This is a genomic window from Bacillus sp. 95MFCvi2.1, from assembly GCF_000374965.1.
GTDB lineage: Bacteria > Bacillota > Bacilli > Bacillales > Bacillaceae_G > Bacillus_A > Bacillus_A pseudomycoides.
The window spans coordinates 48,962-68,107 of record NZ_KB895703.1 but is presented as its reverse complement, the minus strand read 5'-3'; the positions used below and the strand labels follow the sequence as shown (position 1 = coordinate 68,107).

The 19,146-nt window shown below is 35.2% G+C and carries 17 protein-coding genes; 12 read left to right on the top strand and 5 right to left on the bottom strand.

The window, feature by feature from the left end:
- Positions 1-57: 57 nt before the first annotated feature.
- Together C568_RS0118740 and C568_RS0118735 are read right to left on the bottom strand one after the other, a co-directional pair.
- Positions 58-1,512: an oligosaccharide flippase family protein gene (locus tag C568_RS0118740; protein WP_018782420.1), complete on the bottom strand. Its 1,455-nt coding sequence runs from the start codon at positions 1,510-1,512 to the stop codon at positions 58-60.
- A 488-nt stretch (positions 1,513-2,000) separates the two neighbouring features.
- Positions 2,001-2,513, bottom strand: a complete 513-nt coding sequence (locus C568_RS0118735; protein ID WP_003209287.1) for an acyl-CoA thioesterase — start codon at positions 2,511-2,513, stop codon at positions 2,001-2,003.
- A gap of 461 nt (positions 2,514-2,974) precedes the next feature.
- Between C568_RS0118735 and C568_RS0118730 the strand changes: the two genes are divergently transcribed.
- Entirely contained in the window at positions 2,975-4,291 is a 1,317-nt protein-coding gene (locus C568_RS0118730; RefSeq protein ID WP_018782419.1) for a glycosyltransferase family 39 protein, read from the top strand.
- Positions 4,292-4,382: 91 nt separating this feature from the next.
- Here C568_RS0118730 and C568_RS0118725 read toward each other — a convergent pair whose 3' ends face one another.
- A complete protein-coding gene (locus C568_RS0118725; RefSeq protein WP_003202516.1) occupies positions 4,383-5,015 on the bottom strand; it encodes a trimeric intracellular cation channel family protein in 633 nt (210 codons plus the stop codon).
- A gap of 289 nt (positions 5,016-5,304) precedes the next feature.
- On the opposite strand from C568_RS0118725, the gene C568_RS0118720 reads away from it, so the two are divergent.
- From C568_RS0118720 to C568_RS0118690, 7 genes are all read left to right on the top strand, one after another.
- Entirely contained in the window at positions 5,305-6,699 is a 1,395-nt protein-coding gene (locus tag C568_RS0118720) for an O-antigen ligase family protein (protein WP_018764861.1), read from the top strand.
- A gap of 86 nt (positions 6,700-6,785) precedes the next feature.
- Positions 6,786-7,889 carry a glycosyltransferase gene (locus tag C568_RS0118715; protein WP_006096730.1) on the top strand — a complete coding sequence of 368 codons (1,104 nt, stop codon included), beginning with the start codon at positions 6,786-6,788 and terminating at the stop codon, positions 7,887-7,889.
- Between the two features lie 14 nt (positions 7,890-7,903).
- Positions 7,904-8,644 carry a WecB/TagA/CpsF family glycosyltransferase gene (locus C568_RS0118710; protein ID WP_018782418.1) on the top strand — a complete coding sequence of 247 codons (741 nt, stop codon included), beginning with the start codon at positions 7,904-7,906 and terminating at the stop codon, positions 8,642-8,644.
- A gap of 185 nt (positions 8,645-8,829) precedes the next feature.
- Positions 8,830-10,029: an MFS transporter gene (locus C568_RS0118705; RefSeq protein ID WP_018782417.1), complete on the top strand. Its 1,200-nt coding sequence runs from the start codon at positions 8,830-8,832 to the stop codon at positions 10,027-10,029.
- A 156-nt stretch (positions 10,030-10,185) separates the two neighbouring features.
- Positions 10,186-10,902 carry a LytR/AlgR family response regulator transcription factor gene (locus C568_RS0118700; protein ID WP_018782416.1) on the top strand — a complete coding sequence of 239 codons (717 nt, stop codon included), beginning with the start codon at positions 10,186-10,188 and terminating at the stop codon, positions 10,900-10,902.
- Positions 10,903-11,024: 122 nt separating this feature from the next.
- Positions 11,025-13,100 (top strand): carbon starvation protein CstA, encoded by a 2,076-nt coding sequence (gene cstA, locus C568_RS0118695; RefSeq protein WP_018782415.1) that lies wholly within the window; start codon positions 11,025-11,027, stop codon positions 13,098-13,100.
- Positions 13,093-13,296 (top strand): YbdD/YjiX family protein, encoded by a 204-nt coding sequence (locus C568_RS0118690; protein WP_026008488.1) that lies wholly within the window; start codon positions 13,093-13,095, stop codon positions 13,294-13,296. Before cstA ends, C568_RS0118690 begins: the two co-directional genes overlap by 8 nt.
- A 264-nt stretch (positions 13,297-13,560) precedes the next feature.
- Here the strand turns inward: C568_RS0118690 and pdxK are convergent, their stop codons facing one another.
- The gene (gene pdxK, locus C568_RS0118685) at positions 13,561-14,385 is read right to left on the bottom strand and encodes a pyridoxine/pyridoxal/pyridoxamine kinase (RefSeq protein WP_003202349.1); all 825 of its coding nucleotides are present in this window, start codon (positions 14,383-14,385) and stop codon (positions 13,561-13,563) included.
- Positions 14,386-14,542: 157 nt separating this feature from the next.
- Between pdxK and C568_RS0118680 the strand changes: the two genes are divergently transcribed.
- From C568_RS0118680 to C568_RS0118670, 3 genes are all read left to right on the top strand, one after another.
- Positions 14,543-16,102 carry a GAF domain-containing sensor histidine kinase gene (locus C568_RS0118680; protein ID WP_018782414.1) on the top strand — a complete coding sequence of 520 codons (1,560 nt, stop codon included), beginning with the start codon at positions 14,543-14,545 and terminating at the stop codon, positions 16,100-16,102.
- A 25-nt stretch (positions 16,103-16,127) separates the two neighbouring features.
- Positions 16,128-16,775 carry a response regulator gene (locus C568_RS0118675; protein WP_018782413.1) on the top strand — a complete coding sequence of 216 codons (648 nt, stop codon included), beginning with the start codon at positions 16,128-16,130 and terminating at the stop codon, positions 16,773-16,775.
- A 194-nt stretch (positions 16,776-16,969) separates the two neighbouring features.
- Positions 16,970-17,596 (top strand): FMN-dependent NADH-azoreductase, encoded by a 627-nt coding sequence (locus tag C568_RS0118670; RefSeq protein ID WP_018782412.1) that lies wholly within the window; start codon positions 16,970-16,972, stop codon positions 17,594-17,596.
- A 63-nt stretch (positions 17,597-17,659) separates the two neighbouring features.
- Here C568_RS0118670 and yeiL read toward each other — a convergent pair whose 3' ends face one another.
- Positions 17,660-18,334, bottom strand: a complete 675-nt coding sequence (yeiL, locus tag C568_RS0118665) for a transcriptional regulator YeiL (RefSeq protein WP_029427499.1) — start codon at positions 18,332-18,334, stop codon at positions 17,660-17,662.
- A gap of 119 nt (positions 18,335-18,453) precedes the next feature.
- Here yeiL and C568_RS0118660 point away from each other — a divergent pair, with 119 nt between their 5' ends.
- Positions 18,454-19,143, top strand: a complete 690-nt coding sequence (locus C568_RS0118660) for a YjjG family noncanonical pyrimidine nucleotidase (protein ID WP_018782411.1) — start codon at positions 18,454-18,456, stop codon at positions 19,141-19,143.
- Positions 19,144-19,146: the final 3 nt, after the last annotated feature.

The following is a 19,146-nucleotide window of genomic DNA, read 5'->3' as shown; positions in this document are numbered from 1 at the left end:
AGAGGGTTCATTTGTTCATATACAGAAAATAGTTTGTATTTCTTACGTCATTTTACATTAAGCTCTTTTAAATCTTGCTTTTATTTTGTCTAATAGCATAAAGAGAATTTCATCTTTCGCTATGAATAGGATAAGTGCATAAGCCAATCCACATGCTAACATTGTGACGATCACTTGTAGAATTTGTCCGGAAATTATCGTATTCACTAAGAATGCTATTGGTAAAAATGTTAGTGAATAAAACAGGTATTTTAGCTTTTGCATATCGAATAATGTGTAATTTACTTTTAATTTCTTTTTTATATAAATATATTCCAATACAATCAATGCACAGTTAGCAATCGTTGTTGTAATAATTGCTGTTGTTGGTGTAAGTACATGGAAGAATACAAGCGCAAAATTTAATACAAGGTTTATAAAACCACAAATGAATAAAAAGCGAACTAAAATACTTTCTTTCTTTTTCACATAAATAATTTGGTTGGATAAAATAGATTCAATTCCTACCGAAATCATATAAAATGCGAAAACCATTAATGTGTCACCAGCTCGGGCATATTGCTTTCCGCCATAAATAATAACGGCTCCGTGAGCGATAAGCATTAAACCAATAGCAGCTGGGAACAACGTAATGAAATATACTTTTGAGATTTTGTTTAGTAATGATTCATATTCTCCTTCAGTTGCGTTTCCTGATAAATAAGAAAGCCTTGGAATTGTAACTTGGACAACACTTAGCATAAGTGTATTAATAATGGTCATAATTTGAAAGGGCATTACATAGAAAGCGACCGTAGCTTCTCCTTTATTTTGTAATAAGAAGAGGCGATCTAATTGTGTATATAACATATTGGCGTTTGAAAAGATAACGACTAATACTAAAGGTTTTAAATGTGGAACAATTGTTAAATTAGAAAAATCAAATTTGACTTGACGCTTCACATATACAAAGCTAATAATGTGGTTTAAAAATGTTGATAAAGCTAATAAGCCAGCGAATTTTTTATAGTCATCTACTCCGTGAATTAGAGCGAAAAGAAGCACGACATAAGTAAGTCGGACGATAACTGTTTTCTTCGTAATGAAATCATAATTTTCATGTGCCTCGTTAAACCATTCTACGTAAAACAAATTTGAAATAAAATTGAATCCGAAAATGAGCAGTACAGGAAATAAATTCTGATCACCATATCCAAGGTAGCTAAAGAGTACGAATGTCACTAGAGCCAGGATACTGGTTGTAAAGTTAATCACATATAGACTTGTGAACAATTGTGAAACTTTTTTCTTATCATTTTTTACTAAGCTGATTTCACGTAATCCATATTGATATACACCAAATACAGCAAAAATGAAAAAATAATTAAAAATGGTTTCAGCGGAGCTAACGGTTCCTATTGAAGTAGCCCCGAGTGTTCGGTATGCGTAAGGGCCTACTAAAATTGGAAGAATGATATTAAAGGTATTGAGCAATATTTTATAGAAAATATTTGATACAAGTGACTTTTGCATAATTTCACCTTTCCGTACAAATGAAAGTCAAATAAAGTACCTTTCATGTGAATCATATTAGTTATTGGAATAGATTCCTTAATGAATCAATTATTATTACTTGTAGTTAATAACTACGGGTATAAGTTTACCTCACATAAACTTTGTAAAGCAACTATTGGTTGATAGGTCAGATAGAATAAAGACTTCAGGTGAAATATGAGATTTGTTCTATTTGTATTTAGGCTAGTGGACGATTATATAGTAAGTATAGTGGTATTATGAAATCTCTGTAACGGTGAATACAAAGGAACATAGAGAGGGGATGCAAGTAAAAGATACGGAATAGATCTCTTTGAAATTCATGTGGTAACAAGAGTGAAATTAGACAGAATGCAATGCTAATTATATTAGAAAAGGAAGATTATTCTTATGTAAATAAAAAAGCTGCCCTAAAGTATCTACTCAGTTACTTTGAGGCAGTCTCCTTAATTGATGGATGTTTTAATTTATACACTCCAAGGTTTGCTCAGTGTTAATACATCAGCCATTTCTTTACTTTTTGAACGGTTTTCTTTTTTGCTTTGTGCACGTTCTTTTCCGGTTTTGTATAACCAATGTTCTTCTTCTGTTTCTGGTAACACTTGAGGTACAGAAGACGGCTTGCCATCTTTTAATGCTACGAATGTAATGAAGCAAGTAGCAGCAATGCGGCGTTCCCCTTCTAATAAATTTTCTGCAACGACTTTCACAAATACTTCCATAGATGATTTTCCCGTATAGCAAACGAATGCCTCATAGCAAACGGAATCCGTTTGATGGATTGGAGTTAAAAAGTCAACGGAATCAATGGAGGCCGTTACGCAATGTTTCCTACTATGTCTTGCTGCTGCAATAGATGCGATGCTGTCAATTTCCGCTAATAATTTTCCGCCAAATAATGTTTGATGATTGTTTAAATCATTTGGGAAAACACGCGTTGTTTTAATTGCTTTTGATTCTCTCATAAATTTCTTATCCATATAATCTACTCCTATTTCTGTTTCCTATATAAAAAAGATGGGTATTTTCTATCGAATATTATTTGTTATTTAGACGATTGAGATCCGATAAAAAGTTTACTTCATTAAAATAGAATAATATTGTATTTCTATGCGTGTAACTGAAAGAAAATTTAATTTGTATAGATTGTAGTGTAAAAGAGGTTTCGCTTACATTGCAAGCGAAAAAGTGAATGTTATATTTTTCTATATAAAGTGAAACTTTAATCAGTAGTTTTTTTCATCCCTCACTGATTATTAGCACTAATCAATTAGTACTTTTACAGGCAGTTCATCTCCTAGTTAATTCCGCTCCTTCTATTTGAATTTCGTGGTGAGAGTATTACTTGCTCGCAAATAGCGGGGTAAATTTTCTAACTGTCATGTGCCCATTCATGATAGAATCGTTGTGTTATGAATGGAAATAGAGGTGCAATATACATATGAATAACATACAAACAGGGTTTTCATCTTTTTTTAGTAAAATAATTATTGGAACTATGCTTGCCTTTTTTGTTTATTCTTGCTGGAACGCCTTCGAGGGAAGTAAGCAATTTTTGGGAGGAAGCGCCACAAGTTTAACGATTGTGCTATCAATTTTCGTGATACTCCTTTTACTTCTTGCTTCTATTTTGCAATATCGATTTACGGATAAACAGTTTCTCATTTTTCTAATGAGTATGACAGTGCTGGTTAGGCTTGGAGCAGTTCTCTTTTTTGATGCTCCAGTTATAGGTGATATGAGAGCTATGTATGAGACTGCAAAACAAGTTGCGCTAGGAAGCAGTAATGTAACTGTTGTTAGTCAATTACCTTTCATTATATATGAGTCAGTATTGATTCGTGTGTTTGGCGATGCTACATTTGTTTTGCAATTTTTTAATGTTTTGTATTGTGCAGGAACAGCGTTTTTCATTTATCGAATTGCTGCAAGTTTATTTCAAGAAGAATGTGGCCGAATTGCTGCAGTGTTTTACTCGCTATATTTGCCAAATATTCTTTCATGTTCATTATTAACAGGGGAATTATTCTCTATATTTTTATTTTACTTTGCGAGTTATATATTACTACATAAAGGATTGAGTCATTCTTACATGTGGGCATGTGCTGCGATACTACTTGCTCTTAGTAATATGATGTATCCAGTAGGCATATTTATACTTATTTTAGTAATTGTGTATGTCTTGCTAGTGGAAGTATTCCAAAGTGCAGATAAACAAAATGTATTGTTAAAATTAATAGGGATTTTAGTCGTATTTTATGTTACTCATTTTGCTGTGAATTATGGGATTCAAGCAATGGGAATAAAACAGTATGCCATTTCTAACGATGCGTATGTGCAATCGGTTTTAATCGGGGAAGAGCGTAATAAACAAGAAACCGTTCAAGCACAAAGTATGAAAGAGCGCTTGAGTCAAAAGTTAAAAGAGTTAGAAGCAGAGCGGTTAGCTGTGGTTAAGCCAAGTATAGATCAGGTATCATCAGAGGGAATGAATGGAATATTGCTAAAAGGTGAAAAACTCATCTTTATAGCTGTAACTTTATTTATGTCAATTGCGCTTTTACACTTCCTTATTCAGAAACAAAAGAGCGAAGGCTATATGTTGTTACTGTTACTTATAACAGGATATATTGGAATGAAGCTTTTTAATGCAGATATTGTGCACGATGGTTTAACGATACCAAGTCTTTTCATTTTACAAAGTTTAGGTGTATATATGTTGTCATCCTATTGTCAAAAGCTATTTTTCAAAAAATAAAGTGAAGCCTTGCGTAGCAGGAAGGTTTGATCTTATATTTAGGCAATAAGGAGTAACTATTATAAATAAAGAGAATTCGATTTGAATTCTCTTAATGACTTTTATTAGCTTTTGCATGAGCCTTAAAGAAGACTGGAAAATGCACATTATATATAACAGTGACTACACGTATGATGAACGTTACTAGTAAGCAGATATAAAAGGCTAATACGTGTGCACCCATTTCATACGTAATTAGGAAACTAATTGCACCTAGAATAGAAGCAATTGCATAGATCTCTTTACGGAATACATAGGGAATATCTTGAGCGCAAATATCGCGCATAATCCCTCCACCAATACCTGTAATAACACCCATCGAAACAACTAAAAATGAAGCATCAACGTGATGCGACATTGCAGCGTTTGCGCCAATAGCAGTAAAAACGCCTAAACCGACAGCATCTGAAAGCATGATTACAACTTGAAGTTTATTAATGCGTTCAAAAAACATACAAGTAAAGAGAGCTGCTAATACACTGACTAAAAAGTAAATCGGTTGTACAAATGCAACGGGAGGTAGGTTACCAATCATAATATCACGAATAATTCCGCCACCGAGTGCAGTAGCTACAGCTAAACAAAGGACACCAAATAAATCTAGATCTTTCTTTAAACCAACTAATGTACCAGAAATGGCAGCGGCGACAATGCCAAGAAACGTAAATATTTCGATTAATAACATAGCTCTAATCCCTTCCTCTTAAAGATGTTCCAGAGCAAAATATACACTAAAGTTTTAGAAATAACAATTACTTTTCGTTACATGTAGAAAAAAAGAAAAAATGGGAAAAGAAAGCGTTTGAAGATACCAGATATATGACATGTGAGAAGGGGATTTATTATCTTTTATCTGCATAAATAGGAAGTGGTTAACTAAAAAATTATGGTATAATAAATATTTGAGACGAGTTAGAAGTTTATTGTAAATTGTATAAAGTGAGATAAGGTAATGATAGTTATGGGGGTTCGAGATGTTAGGAAATAATAATTTAAGTAATAAATTCGGGAATTTTTTATTGATTTTCATTATGTTACAGCCGGTTTTAGACTTACTCACGTCATTTTGCATCATGGTTTTAAAGATTGATACGACAATTGGAATTATTACGCGTCTATTTGTAATGGTTCTTGGTGGAATCTATATTTTATTTCAGGCAAGAGAAAAAGAAAATCGTAAATATATCATATATTTAATAGTAGTTGGAATTGTTCTTGCTGCAGGTTTAGTAAATAATAAATTGGTTAAAAGCCCTATCATGTTGGGAGAAGAAATTAAATTTATAGCAAAAGCATTATATCCATTTATCATGCTTACTTGTTACATTTTTGTGTTTAAATCATTACGTGAAAAAGCAAATGCATATTCAAAAATGCGTAACTATATTGTGTATTCAGCATTAATTATAAATAGTATCATGGTTATTTCAATTGCGACAGGAACTGATTATAATAGCTACGAGTGGGTGAAACTTGGTTCACGTGGGTGGTTCTATGCAGGAAATGAACTAGGATCTATTTTAGCAGTTATATGCCCAATTGTTGTTCTATATTCAATTGAAAAAACAACAAGCATAGCGAAAAGTTATTTTTGGATTCCTTCTATTTTAATTATCTTCTCATTATTTGCTGTTGGTACGAAGGTGGGAGTTGGAGCCATTTTTGGCACAATGGTTGTTGCTGTTTTCATGTGCTTTGTTCAGGCATTTTTACAGCGTAAAGATAGAAATAAGAAGTCATATTTACTGAATGGCATCCTTGCAACTGTTGTTTTTGCTGGAGCACTAGCATATACACCGTTTTCGCCATTCTTAAAAAATATGGGATTTCACGTCCAAGGTCTTAATGAGAAAAAAGAAGTGAAAAAGGCGGAAGAAAAGAAGGAAGAAAAAACGCATCATAAACCGCCTGTAACACAAGAGGAAAAAGCAAAAGCAAAAGAAATAGAGAAAAAAGAGGAAACACAAGCAATAATCTTCAGTGGACGTGAGATATTTGAGAAAATGTATGAAGATTACTATGCAGAAGCTCCAACATCTCAAAAATTATTCGGTATGGGATATGCTGGGAATTTCAAAGAGAAACCGAAGCTAATTGAAAGGGACTTTCATGATTGGTTCTATACATTTGGGATTGTCGGTTTCATCCTACTTTTAATCCCATTTTTATACTTCGGTGTGAAAATTCTTCTCGTACTAGTAACTAGGTTTAAAGAGGTATTTACAGTAAGATACGGGTTATTAGCAACCGCATTAGGATTAGGTATGGGTATTGCATTTATAGCGGGACATGTATTTACAGCGCCTGGAGTAAGTATTTATTTCGCTGTGATTTTTGCATATTTAATCGTTGATTTAGAAATTGAATGATAGAAAAATAAAAGCTAGCGTCACGTTAGCTTTTATTTTTTGTTATAGTAAACTATAAGAGAACATAAAGATGGAGGAAGAAAGAGATGAAAGTGTTGCATATGAATGCTGGAGCAGAAGAAGGTGGCGGAAAAACCCACATTATTTCACTTTTGTCGCAATTTCCAAAAGCTGAAGTTGAACTAGTTGTGTTTGAAGAAGGTGCAATTGCTAGAGAAGCAAGAGAGCTCGGAATTAAAGTGCACGTTTTTTCTCAATCATCTCGTTATGACATATCGATTCTTTCTAAAATACGTACGTTTATTAACGAAGGACACTTTGATATTGTGCATACACATGGTGCGCGCGCGAACTTTTATCTTTCTCTTCTAAAAAGGAAGATACGTGCAAAATGGGTAACAACAGTTCATAGTGATCCAACTCTTGATTTTATGAAACGTGGTTTGAAAGGTTGGATCTTTACAAAGTTAAATTTACATTCATATAAGAAAGTTGATTTATTTTTTGCAATTACAGAACGTTTTAAGCAAAATACTGTGGCACTCGGTGTGCCAGCAGATAAAATTTGTACCATTTATAACGGGATTGAGTATGATGACATTCCAGCGAAACCTTATAACTTAAAAGATGAATTAGGTATACAAGAAGGAGTATTTACAGCGATTCAAGTAGCCCGCCTTCACCCTGTAAAGGGGCATAATATTTTATTCGATGCCTTGCAAAAAATAACAACTCCTAATATGAAAGTATTGTTAGTTGGCGATGGCCCGATTAAAGAAGAGTTGAAAGAAGCAGTAAGGCAGAAAGGGTTAGAAGATAAAGTATTATTTTTAGGTCATCGTTCGGATGTAAAAGAATTATATGCATCCGCCGATATTAATTTATTAACTTCTTATAGTGAAAGCTTTCCGCTTGTGTTATTAGAAGCTGCAAATCAACGTTTAACGTCTATTGCAACGAATGTTGGTGATATGGAACAGTTGATTGTCGATCCTACATACGGATGGATTGTGCCAATTGGTGATGCACATGCATTAGCAAGTGCATTAGAGGAAGGATATAAGAAGTGGGAGAATGGCGAATTAGCGGCGATGGGTGAACGTTTGTATGAGCATGCTTTTTCTCATTTCTCATTACGAAATCTATATGAAGATACTTATAAAGCATATAAAAAACTTTTATTGAAATAGAGAGGATTATAATTATGGCAGTACAAACAGTTGATATTTTAGGTGTCCCTTTTTCTACGATGACAATGGAAGAGACAATTCAATATATCATGAAGCAGCTAGAATCAGAACAAACTCATACATTTCAAGTTGTAACAGCGAATCCAGAAATCGTAATGTGTGCCAAAAAAGACCCAAGTTTTCATCAAACCCTTTTAGAAACAGATTTGATTACACCGGATGGTATTGGTGTTGTAAAGGCAAGTGGTATGCTAGGGACACCATTAAAAGAGCGCGTAGCAGGTTTTGATTTAATGAGTGATTTATTTGGAGCGTTATCGAAAGAGAATAAATCTGTATCTGTTTTTTTACTGGGAGCGAAACCACATGTTGTTAAGGGTGCTGCTGATCATTTAGCAAAAACTTATTCAGCTGTATCTATTGTTGGTACGCAGGATGGGTATTTTAAACAAGAAGAGGAAGAGGGCATCATTGCTCGCATTCAAGAAGTAAAACCGGATATTTTACTTGTAGCTCTTGGATTCCCAAGACAAGAAAACTTTATTCAAAATAATAAGCATTGCTTACAAACAAAAGTAGCTGTTGGTGTAGGTGGCAGTCTGGACGTTTGGGCAGGAGAAGTAAAACGTGCACCAAAATGGATTCAAGCAATTCATCTAGAATGGTTTTACCGTCTGTGTAGCAATCCGACGCGTTGGCGTCGGCAGCTTGTATTAGCTGAATTTCTAAAAGAAGTGATGCGTTCGAAAAAGTAGCGATATTTCGCTACTTTTTTTATTTGTGAAAGCTAAAAATGTAGTATTCTCCACTAATGGAAGCTCTATTTTATGGGAAGATTAAAAGGAAACTTTTAAGTGAAAATAGGGATAAAAGTATTTTACTTATACAATATACACATGTAAAATGAAGTGTAAAGACACCTGTGTAAGGAGGACTTCTAGTGGGGGATATAAAAGAAATTTCAAAGCGCAAGCTTCTTGGAATAGCCGGGCTTGGTTGGTTATTTGATGCAATGGATGTTGGCATGCTTTCATTTGTCATCGTTGCGCTGCAAAAAGAATGGGGAATAAGTAGTCAGGAGATGGGATGGATCGGAAGTATCAATTCTATTGGTATGGCGGTGGGAGCATTTTTATTTGGCATATTAGCAGATAAGTTGGGGCGCAAGTCTGTTTTTATTATGACATTATTATTATTTTCTATCGGTAGTGGGTTAACGGCATTAACAACAACATTAGCTATGTTTCTTATATTGCGTTTTTTAATCGGTATGGGGCTTGGTGGAGAATTACCAGTAGCTTCGACACTTGTATCTGAAAGTGTTGAGGCTCATGAACGCGGGAGAATTGTTGTATTACTAGAAAGCTTTTGGGCAGTTGGCTGGTTAATTGCAGCTCTAATTTCTTATTTTGTAATTCCAAAGTATGGCTGGCAAGTAGCGATGGTATTAAGTGCGATTCCAGCTCTTTATGCACTATATTTACGATGGAATCTACCAGATTCGCCGCAATTTGAAAAAGTTGAGAACAAACAATCTGTTATTACAAATATAAAGGCGGTTTGGTCTGGAGAATATCGAAAAGCGACGATTATGTTATGGATCTTATGGTTCTGTGTTGTCTTTTCTTATTATGGCATGTTTCTTTGGTTACCAAGTGTAATGGTACTAAAAGGATTTAGTCTAATAAAAAGTTTCCAGTACGTATTAATTATGACATTGGCACAGCTTCCCGGATATTTTACTGCTGCATGGTTTATTGAACGCCTCGGCCGTAAGTTTGTGTTAGTTACGTATTTAATTGGCACAGCATGCAGTGCGTACGTCTTTGGAGTAGCCGAATCGCTTACAACATTGGTGATAGCAGGAATGTTACTGTCCTTCTTTAATTTAGGAGCATGGGGTGCGTTATATGCATATACACCTGAGCAGTATCCGACAGTAATTCGCGGTACTGGAGCAGGTATGGCTGCAGCATTTGGCCGTATTGGTGGTATTCTCGGTCCATTGCTAGTAGGTTATCTTGTTGCTTCACAAGCGTCTCTTTCATTGATCTTTACAATTTTTTGCGGTTCCATTTTAATTGGAGTGCTTGCAGTAGTTATGCTAGGGCAAGAAACGAAGCAGCAAGAGTTGGTATAACGAAAGAAGGGAGTCCAAGAGGCTTCCTTTTTTGGTGTTTTTAAGGAAAGTGATGGTATAGTAAATAGAAAATAAGGCTAGAAAAAGGGATTGTTTCTTACTAAGGCGAATGTATACAACAAGACATATGGACAAAAGAATTAGGTGGTTGGGCAGATGAAAATTTTACTTATCATGGAAGATGCAGAACATCGAAATCGATTCATTGAGATATTTACAGAAAATATGCGAAATGTAGAGTGCTTTGAAGCAGGAACAGGAATGGAATCTTTACAAGTAGCTAAAAAGCATATTCCTGATTTCGTTTTTTTAGATACAGAATTAAAAGATGGTACAGGGTTTGAATTCTCTAGTTTATTACAACAATTAAATTGCGATACAAAGTTTATTTTTATCGGTGAGGATATAGAAGAGGCGATAACAGCTTTTCGCTTCCAAGCGTTTTATTATTTACTACGACCATTTCGTGAAGAAGATTTACAATTTCTCGTATATAGAATGGAACAAGACAAAGGAAAGAAAATAAAAAGCCATTTGCGAAAACTTCCGATTGAAAGTCACGAAGGGATTACGTATATTTTTCCAGAGGATATTGTATATGTAAGTAAGAATAAGGAGAATAAAACAGTTTCAATTTATACAGCGAATAATCAGTATATTTCAACATATACACTTCAAGAATTGGAAAATAAATTAACAGCATATGATTTTTTACGTGTTCATAAAAGTTATTTAATAAATGTTATGCATGTTCAGGCATTAAAGCCTTATTATAATGGAACGTATAACCTTTATTTAGATAGGTATGATGAGAAACCGATTCCTGTTAGTCGAAACTATGTAAAACGACTTCGAAATAAAATTGAACTATGACAAGTTGTAAGTGAATTTCAACATGTTAACATAAGAATCCTTCATGATAAGGAGGATTCAAATTAAATATTCAGAAAATTTAGTACAATCTCCACTAAGAAGTAGTATAGGGGGGATTGTATGTGAAGGCGTTTAAGTCAATTTTACTTTGGGGTATCATCGCAGCATTAGGAGCAACCGGATTTGGTGTAATTGCCCTATCACAAGGTGAAACAATTAATGCTGTATGGCTATTAGTAGCAGCTGTTTCTGTATATGCAGTTGCTTATCGTTTTTATAGTAGATTTATTGCACAAAAAGTATTTGAGCTAGATAATAATCGGCAAACACCTGCTGAGACGCTAAATGATGGAAAGGATTATGTTCCAACAAATAAATGGGTATTATTTGGACATCACTTTGCGGCAATTGCAGGAGCGGGTCCATTAGTAGGGCCGATTTTAGCAGCGCAAATGGGATATTTACCAGGAACAATTTGGATTATTGTTGGAGTTGTAATTGCAGGAGCAGTACAAGATTTTGTTATTTTATTTGCTTCCATGAGACGTAATGGAAAATCATTAGGCGAAATGATTAAAGATGAGATTGGTCCTGTAACAGGATTAATTGCGATGATTGGTATTTTAGGTATTATGATCATTTTATTAGCAGTATTAGCTTTAGTAGTTGTGAAAGCACTTGTCGGTAGCCCTTGGGGAATGTTTACGATTGCAGCGACAATTCCAATCGCTATTTTAATGGGTGTTTATATGCGTTATATTCGCCCAGGGCGTGTTGGAGAAGGATCAGTTATCGGTATTATTTTACTTCTTTTATCTCTTGTTGGAGGACAGTATGTAGCTGAGAATCCTACGCTTGCAAGCATGTTTACTTTTAGCGGTGAAACAATTGCAATTATGCTTATTGTATACGGTTTTATTGCGTCTGCATTACCGGTGTGGATGCTCCTTGCTCCACGTGATTATTTAAGTACATTTTTAAAGATCGGAACGATTGTTGGGCTAGCAATTGGAATTCTAATTGTAGCACCAAACTTACAAATGCCGGCTGTATCCAAGTTCATTGACGGAACAGGTCCAGTGTTTTCCGGAAATCTATTTCCGTTTCTATTTATTACAATTGCTTGCGGGGCTGTATCAGGATTCCATGCTTTAGTTTCCTCTGGTACTACGCCGAAGATGATTGAAAGAGAAGGGCACGCACAACCAATTGGTTACGGGGCAATGTTAATGGAATCGTTCGTTGCGGCGATGGCCATGATCGCAGCTTGTGTATTAACACCAGGAACATATTTTGCAATTAATAGTCCGGCAGCTCTTATCGGAACGGATGTATCACAAGCAGCTCAAGTTATTTCTTCTTGGGGATTTGCAATTACACCAAATGAATTAAAGGATCTTGCTGTAAATGTTGGTGAACAAACGATACTATCTCGTACAGGAGGAGCGCCAACATTAGCAATTGGGATGGCCTACATCTTTTCACAAGTAATCGGTGGAACTGCGATGATGGCATTCTGGTATCATTTTGCTATTTTATTTGAAGCACTATTTATTTTAACGACAATTGATGCTGGTACACGTGTAGGACGATTTATGATTCAAGATATTTTAGGGCATGTATATAAACCATTTGCGAAAACAGATTCTACACTGGCTAATGTGATTGCAACAACGTTATGTGTGTTAGGATGGGGGTATTTCTTATACCAAGGTGTAGTTGATCCGCTCGGTGGAATTAATACATTATGGCCACTCTTTGGAATTGCTAACCAGATGTTAGCGGGTATTGCGTTATTGCTCGGAACAACGATATTGTTCAAAATGGGGAAAAAGGCGTACGTTTGGGTTACGCTTATCCCAACGGTAGGTTTGCTGATTGTGACGATGACAGCAGGCTACCAAAAATTATTCCATGAGAATCCGAAAATTGGATTTTTATCGCATGCAAAAGTATTCCAGAGCGCCTTAGATGAAGGGGAAATACTAGCACCGGCCAAAAATGTGGCACAAATGAAGCAAATTATCTTCAATGATTATATCGATGCTACGCTTTGTGGAATTTTCATGTTAGTTGTAATAGCAGTTCTTATTTCTGCTATTCGTATATGGATTAAAGTATTGCAAAATAAATCTATACCATTAAAAGAAGCACCATATATTCCAAGAGATGAAAGTGAGTCGAGAAATTATGCTTAAAAAATTGGAGAAGGTGTGGAGAACACGAAAGCAATTTATTAGTTTGCTTGTTGGAGTACCAAGTTATGAAACGTACGTTACCCATATGAAAGAGTACCACCCAGAAGCACCGATTTTATGTCGAAAACAGTTTTTTGCTGAGGCGCAAGAAGCTAGGTTCAATGCGAAAGGTGGAAAAATATCAAGGTGTTGTTGAAGAGAAAGAGCGATTCGTCGCTCTTTTTTTACTTTTTTGTTGTTTCACGTGAAACAGCAAGAAAGTAAAAAGTTTTGGAATTGATAGAAGTAAAATTAGCATCATAAAAAACAAGCTATCTATAGATAGCTTGTTTTTATGATGCTATTTGCGGGCAGTAATACTCCCACCTCAAAGTTCAGCGAAAGCAAAGAAATTACGTGGGAGATAAACTACCCGTAAAAGTCCGATTGGTGAGGACTGATTAAAGTTTCACTTTATTCCTTATACAAGTTCTTTTCCAGCAGCAAATTTACGATATGCACCGTGATGTGTTGGTCCTACATATTCGTTAATCTTGAATGAGTGACGAATTGCTGCTGTGATGAATTCTTTTGCAGTTTTTACCGCTTCTTTTACAGATTTACCTTTTGCAAGTTCTGCTGTAATTGCTGCAGAGTATGTACAACCTGCGCCGTGTGTATTTGTTGTATCAATTTTCTCTGATTCTAAAAGATCAAATGTTTCTCCATCGTACAATACATCGATTGCAGTTTCTGTACCTAGCTTGCTACCGCCTTTAATTAGTACATATTTTGCACCTAAAGCATGGATTTTTTTAGCAGCTTCTTTCATGTCTTCAAGAGAATTAATTTTCACACCGCTTAGTTGATATGCTTCAAATAGGTTTGGTGTAACAACTAATGCTCTTGGAACAAGTACATCGCGTAAGCAGTCATTTGTTTCAGGATGCAATGCTTCATCTGCCCCTTTACAAACCATAACTGGGTCTACTACTACATTTTGTAGATCATGCTTTTCAATTGTTTCAGCAACCATTTCAATGATTTCAACAGATCCAAGCATACCCGTTTTTAAAGCATCAACACCAACACCTTCAATTGTTGTTTCTAATTGTGGTTTGAGTGTAGAAGCAGGAATCGGGAATACGTTATGTGCCCAGCCGTTATGTGGATCCATTGTTACGATTGTTGTAAGAGACGTCATTCCGTATACACCAAGTTCTTGAAACGTTTTTAAATCCGCTTGTATACCAGCGCCACCGCTTGTGTCAGAACCAGCGATTGTAAGTGCTTTGTTTAATGTCATTGTGAAAGCCCCCTCAGGTGATATAATGAAAACTACATTTTTAACCATTATATCAATCTTATGAATAAGTACAAAGTGAAAAAGTTACTTGTTTGTTTGAGAATATATTGAATTTAGTACAATGAGAAAAGAAAATATTGTATGTAGGAGACAATTTATGTTTCAGGAGAACCGTATAAGCGAATTAGCGATATTAAAAGAGATTGCAGAAACATTAAATACATCCAATGATACATATCATGTGCTACAAGCGGTATTAGAAAAATTGCTGCATGTAACAGGATTAACAACAGGATGGATTTTTCTTGCTGATGAAAATGGTAGGTATACAAAATTAATTGATTATCATTTACCAGCAGCGCTTACCTTTCAAGATAAAAAGCCAATGTGCGAAGGAGAATGCTGGTGTTTACGCCGTTTTGTGGAGGGGAAATTAGAACGAGCGGTTAATATTATTGAATGTAAACGAATTAACAATGCGGTTGAAAATAATTGGGGTGATACAGAAGGAATTCTTCATCATGCAACTGTTCCATTAAAAGCTGGCGGAGAAGAGTTTGGAGTCTTAAATGTCGCTAGTCCAGGGAAAACACATTTTTCTGAAGAAGAACTGATGCTATTACAATCGGTTGCCCTGCAAATTGGAACAGCTTTAAAACGAACGAAACTATATGAAAATGAAAAGAAACGGGCTCATTATTATGTGAAACTAGAGCGTTTTATTCAGGAACTAAGAAAAATTCATAAGTTAAATACATTACCAGAAGAAGTTGTAAAACAAGTGGGAGATGTATTTCTATGGGAGCAAGTTGCATTTTTTATACAAGAAGAAAAAAAGATATCCATGCGAGCTTGCTATAAGAAATATGTATCGGAAAGAGATATGGAGTTAGGGAGTATTGCAAAAGAAGCGATAGAAAAAAATCAGCCTGTTTTGTTGAAAAGACAGTCTAATGCCTCTAGCATTGTTGCTCTAATACAAATTCGAAATCAAGTGTTTGGTGTTTTATGCGTGAGTTCGAAGCATGGAGAGTTTGATGAGAACACTGTAGATATTGTACAAGCGTTAACGAATCATATTTCATTAATGATTGAGAATTTACGGTTAAATGAACAGCGGCGTGAACTTGCTCGGATGGAAGAACGAAACCGTTTGGCAAGGGATCTGCATGATTCAGTTTCACAAAAGTTATTCTCATTAACATTTATGACGAAGGGTGCCGAAGCTGTTTTAAAGGGACAAAATGAAACGGTAGATCAATCTCTTCATGAGATGAGGGAATTAGCACAAGGTGCCTTAAAAGAAATGCGAGCACTTATTTGGCAACTTCGTCCAGCAGGGTTAGAAAAAGGTTTGCTACTCGCTTTAAAGCAATATGGAGAGAACTTAGGGCTGAACATTCGTGAGCAAGTTAAAGGTGTGCGTGAGTTACCGCGTGTAGTGGAAGAAACATTATGGCGAATTGGACAAGAGGCTTTAAATAATGTGAGTAAACATGCAAGGGTAACAGAGGCGACAATTTATTTGAAAGTAACAGAGAAAGAAGTGTCCTTAGAGGTAGTTGATTATGGCCTCGGTTTTATAGAAAAAGATATAAAAGAGAAGAAATCGCTCGGTATGACAACAATGCGTGAACGCGCAGAGTTAATTGGCGGATGGATTACGATTGTAAGTGAGAAAAAGCGAACAAGTATAAAAGTTATCGTACCATTATAATGCGATGTGAAAATGAGGGAAACTTGTGAAGATAAAAGTATTATTAGTTGATGATCATACAGTTGTTTTAAAAGGATTAGCATTTTTTTTAAGCACACAAGAGGATCTTGAATTGGTTGGAGAGGCGAATAATGGGAAAGAAGCGTTGGTAAAGGTTCAAGAAGTACAGCCAGATATAGTTTTGATGGACCTGTATATGCCAGAGATGGATGGGATTGAAGCGACCGCATGCATCAAAAAGGAATATCCAAATGTGAAAGTACTCGTATTAACTAGTTTTTCCGATCAAGCGCATGTCTTGCCGGCTTTAAAAGCTGGGGCAAGCGGATATATTCTAAAAGATGTCGAGCCTGATCAACTTGTGGAAGCAATTCGTAGCGCATATAAAGGAAATATCCAGCTTCACCCTGATATAGCAAGTACACTTCTTTCTCAAACTTTGCCGCAAGAAGAGAAACAGGAGTCATCAAATATTCATGTAGATGTACTAACGGCAAGGGAGAATGAAGTGTTGCAGCTCTTGGCAAAAGGGATGAGTAATAAGGAAATTGCATCCGTGTTAGTGATTACAGAAAAAACAGTAAAAGCTCATGTAAGTAGTATTTTAGGAAAATTAAATTTATCGGATCGTACACAAGCAGCTTTATATGCAGTGAAAAATGGGGTCGTATAAGACAAAAGTCGTAGGACTTAGTTAGTCTTTAGGAGGCGGACTTTTTTTATGAAAAGATACGTCTATGTGAGGAAGAAATTGTTAGGATGAGAGGATAAAATGTATTTGTAAACAACAATAATTACAAGGGATTGTCCCTTTTTAGTGAGTAGATAATAAACAACGTAAGAGTAAGTAATAGGAGGAAAAAAGGCATGACAACAGTTTTATTTGTAAAAGCTAACAACCGCCCAGCGGACCAAGCAGTTAGTGTGAAATTATATGAAGCGTTTTTAGTAAGTTATAAAGAAGCACATCCCAATGATACAGTGGTAGAACTTGATTTATACAATGAAGAATTACCATATGTAGGAGTAGATATGATTAACGGCACATTTAAAGCAAGTAGAGGATTTGATTTAACAGCAGAAGAAGCAAAAGCAGTAGCTGTTGCTGATAAATATTTAGATCAATTCCTTGCAGCTGATAAAGTAGTATTTGGTTTCCCGTTATGGAACTTAACAATTCCAGCTGTACTGCACACATATATCGATTACTTAAACCGCGCTGGTAAAACATTTAAATATACACCAGAAGGCCCAGTAGGTCTTATTGGAGATAAGAAAATTGCGTTATTAAACGCACGCGGTGGTGTATATTCTGAAGGACCAGCAGCAGAAGTAGAAATGGCTGTTAAATATGTAGCAAGCATGATGGGCTTCTTCGGTGTAACAAATATGGAAACTGTTATCATTGAAGGTCATAATCAATTCCCAGATAAAGCAGAAGAGATTATTGCAGAAGGTCTTGAGAAAGCTGTTAAAGTAGCAAGCATATTCTAATGAACAAAATAATCGTTACTCAATAAGCAGTATCAATGTCTTTATGGCATTGGTACTGCTTTTTTATTGTCGTTTGAGTTCATCTGCTAACTGTTGTAATTGCTTTCTGTCTTGTATCAAATACATTCTTCCTTCTTTTTTTAACCAATTTTGCTGACAAAATTGCTTTAATACGTATAAGAGATGACGATAGCTAACGTTTAAGTATTCAGAGGCCTCTGTATGTTTTTCAAGGTAACAATTGCTTTGCTCTGTTAACAAAATGAACGCCGCTAATCGATTTTCTAAAGGGTAGTTATAGCTTTTGGCATATTGTTCAGTTCGAGTAATTGTTTTTTCTCCAATGAATTTGCACAATTGCTGTAAGAAATGGGCGTCTTGTAATAAGAGATGGCGACAATCTTTCAAGGGAAGAGCTAAACAGATACATGCTTCCATAGCCTCAATCCCTTTTGTTAATGTCTCTACTCCAATTAATCCTAATTCTCCAATGATTGATGGTGCTTTTATAAAATTAATTAAGGAAATCCTGCCGTTCTGATGGCTCATATATATTTTTGCTTTTCCTGAAATTAAGTAATAGAGGTAGGGAAATTCCTCTCCTTCGTTACAAATGGTTTCTTTTTTTTGAAACGAATGAACTTCTATATATGGCAAAATATCAAACGAAAAGAACGTTTGAAAGTTGAAGCATTTTACATAACTGGGAATCTTATCTGAATCTTTTTCGATTTTCATTTTTTCACCTCGCATTTAGTATGAGATATCTCCTATTCTTTTTACAAGCAGGAGTGATACGATTTGTTTGATGACAAAAGAAAAAGTGTATTTTGATAGAAGAAAGGGAGAGAAGCAACATGAAGAAATATCAAACATTACTATTTGATGTAGACGATACGTTATTAGATTTTAAAGCAGCGGAAAGAACAGCGTTACATTTGCTTTTTGAGGAACAAAAAATTCCTTTAACTGATGAAATTGCAGCACATTACAAAAAAACAAACCAAAATCTGTGGAAATCCTTTGAAGAAGGAAAAATAGAGCGTGATGAGGTAGTGAATACTCGATTTTCAATTTTATTTAAGAAGTATGGTCAAGAGGTGGATGGCCTTTTATTTGAAAAAAAATATCGTAGTTATTTAGAAGAAGGAAATCAGCTTATTCATGGAGTGTTTGAATTCATACAAAATATTCAAGCCCAATATGATTTATATATTGTGACAAATGGTGTTTCTAAAACGCAAGATAAACGTTTGCATAATTCAGGATTACATTCATTCTTTAAGGGCATTTTTGTTTCAGAAGACACTGGTTATCAAAAACCAATGAAGGAATACTTCGAGTATGTCTTTGCACGAATTTCTAATTTTTCTGTGGAGAAAGGATTAATTATCGGGGATTCTTTAAGTGCAGATATTAAAGGTGGGCAGCTAGCCGGGCTAGATACTTGCTGGTTTAATCCTGAAAAGAAGTTAAACGATAGCGGGATAGTTCCGACTTATGAAATTCAAACTTTTGATGAGCTGTATGAAATTTTAAAATGTTAGTTC

What these genes read in the sequence shown, in the direction of transcription:
- C568_RS0118660 (WP_018782411.1), top strand. Translation starts at nt 18,454, where the DNA reads ATGAAGAAATATCAAACATTACTATTTGATGTAGACGATACGTTATTA.
- C568_RS0118690 (WP_026008488.1), top strand. Translation starts at nt 13,093, where the DNA reads ATGCTTAAAAAATTGGAGAAGGTGTGGAGAACACGAAAGCAATTTATT.
- C568_RS0118735 (WP_003209287.1), bottom strand. Translation starts at nt 2,513, where the DNA reads ATGGATAAGAAATTTATGAGAGAATCAAAAGCAATTAAAACAACGCGT.
- C568_RS0118715 (WP_006096730.1), top strand. Translation starts at nt 6,786, where the DNA reads ATGAAAGTGTTGCATATGAATGCTGGAGCAGAAGAAGGTGGCGGAAAA.
- C568_RS0118670 (WP_018782412.1), top strand. Translation starts at nt 16,970, where the DNA reads ATGACAACAGTTTTATTTGTAAAAGCTAACAACCGCCCAGCGGACCAA.
- C568_RS0118740 (WP_018782420.1), bottom strand. Translation starts at nt 1,512, where the DNA reads ATGCAAAAGTCACTTGTATCAAATATTTTCTATAAAATATTGCTCAAT.
- C568_RS0118710 (WP_018782418.1), top strand. Translation starts at nt 7,904, where the DNA reads ATGGCAGTACAAACAGTTGATATTTTAGGTGTCCCTTTTTCTACGATG.
- C568_RS0118725 (WP_003202516.1), bottom strand. Translation starts at nt 5,015, where the DNA reads ATGTTATTAATCGAAATATTTACGTTTCTTGGCATTGTCGCCGCTGCC.
- C568_RS0118700 (WP_018782416.1), top strand. Translation starts at nt 10,186, where the DNA reads ATGAAAATTTTACTTATCATGGAAGATGCAGAACATCGAAATCGATTC.
- C568_RS0118730 (WP_018782419.1), top strand. Translation starts at nt 2,975, where the DNA reads ATGAATAACATACAAACAGGGTTTTCATCTTTTTTTAGTAAAATAATT.
- yeiL (WP_029427499.1), bottom strand. Translation starts at nt 18,334, where the DNA reads ATGAAAATCGAAAAAGATTCAGATAAGATTCCCAGTTATGTAAAATGC.
- pdxK (WP_003202349.1), bottom strand. Translation starts at nt 14,385, where the DNA reads ATGACATTAAACAAAGCACTTACAATCGCTGGTTCTGACACAAGCGGT.
- C568_RS0118720 (WP_018764861.1), top strand. Translation starts at nt 5,305, where the DNA reads ATGTTAGGAAATAATAATTTAAGTAATAAATTCGGGAATTTTTTATTG.
- C568_RS0118680 (WP_018782414.1), top strand. Translation starts at nt 14,543, where the DNA reads ATGTTTCAGGAGAACCGTATAAGCGAATTAGCGATATTAAAAGAGATT.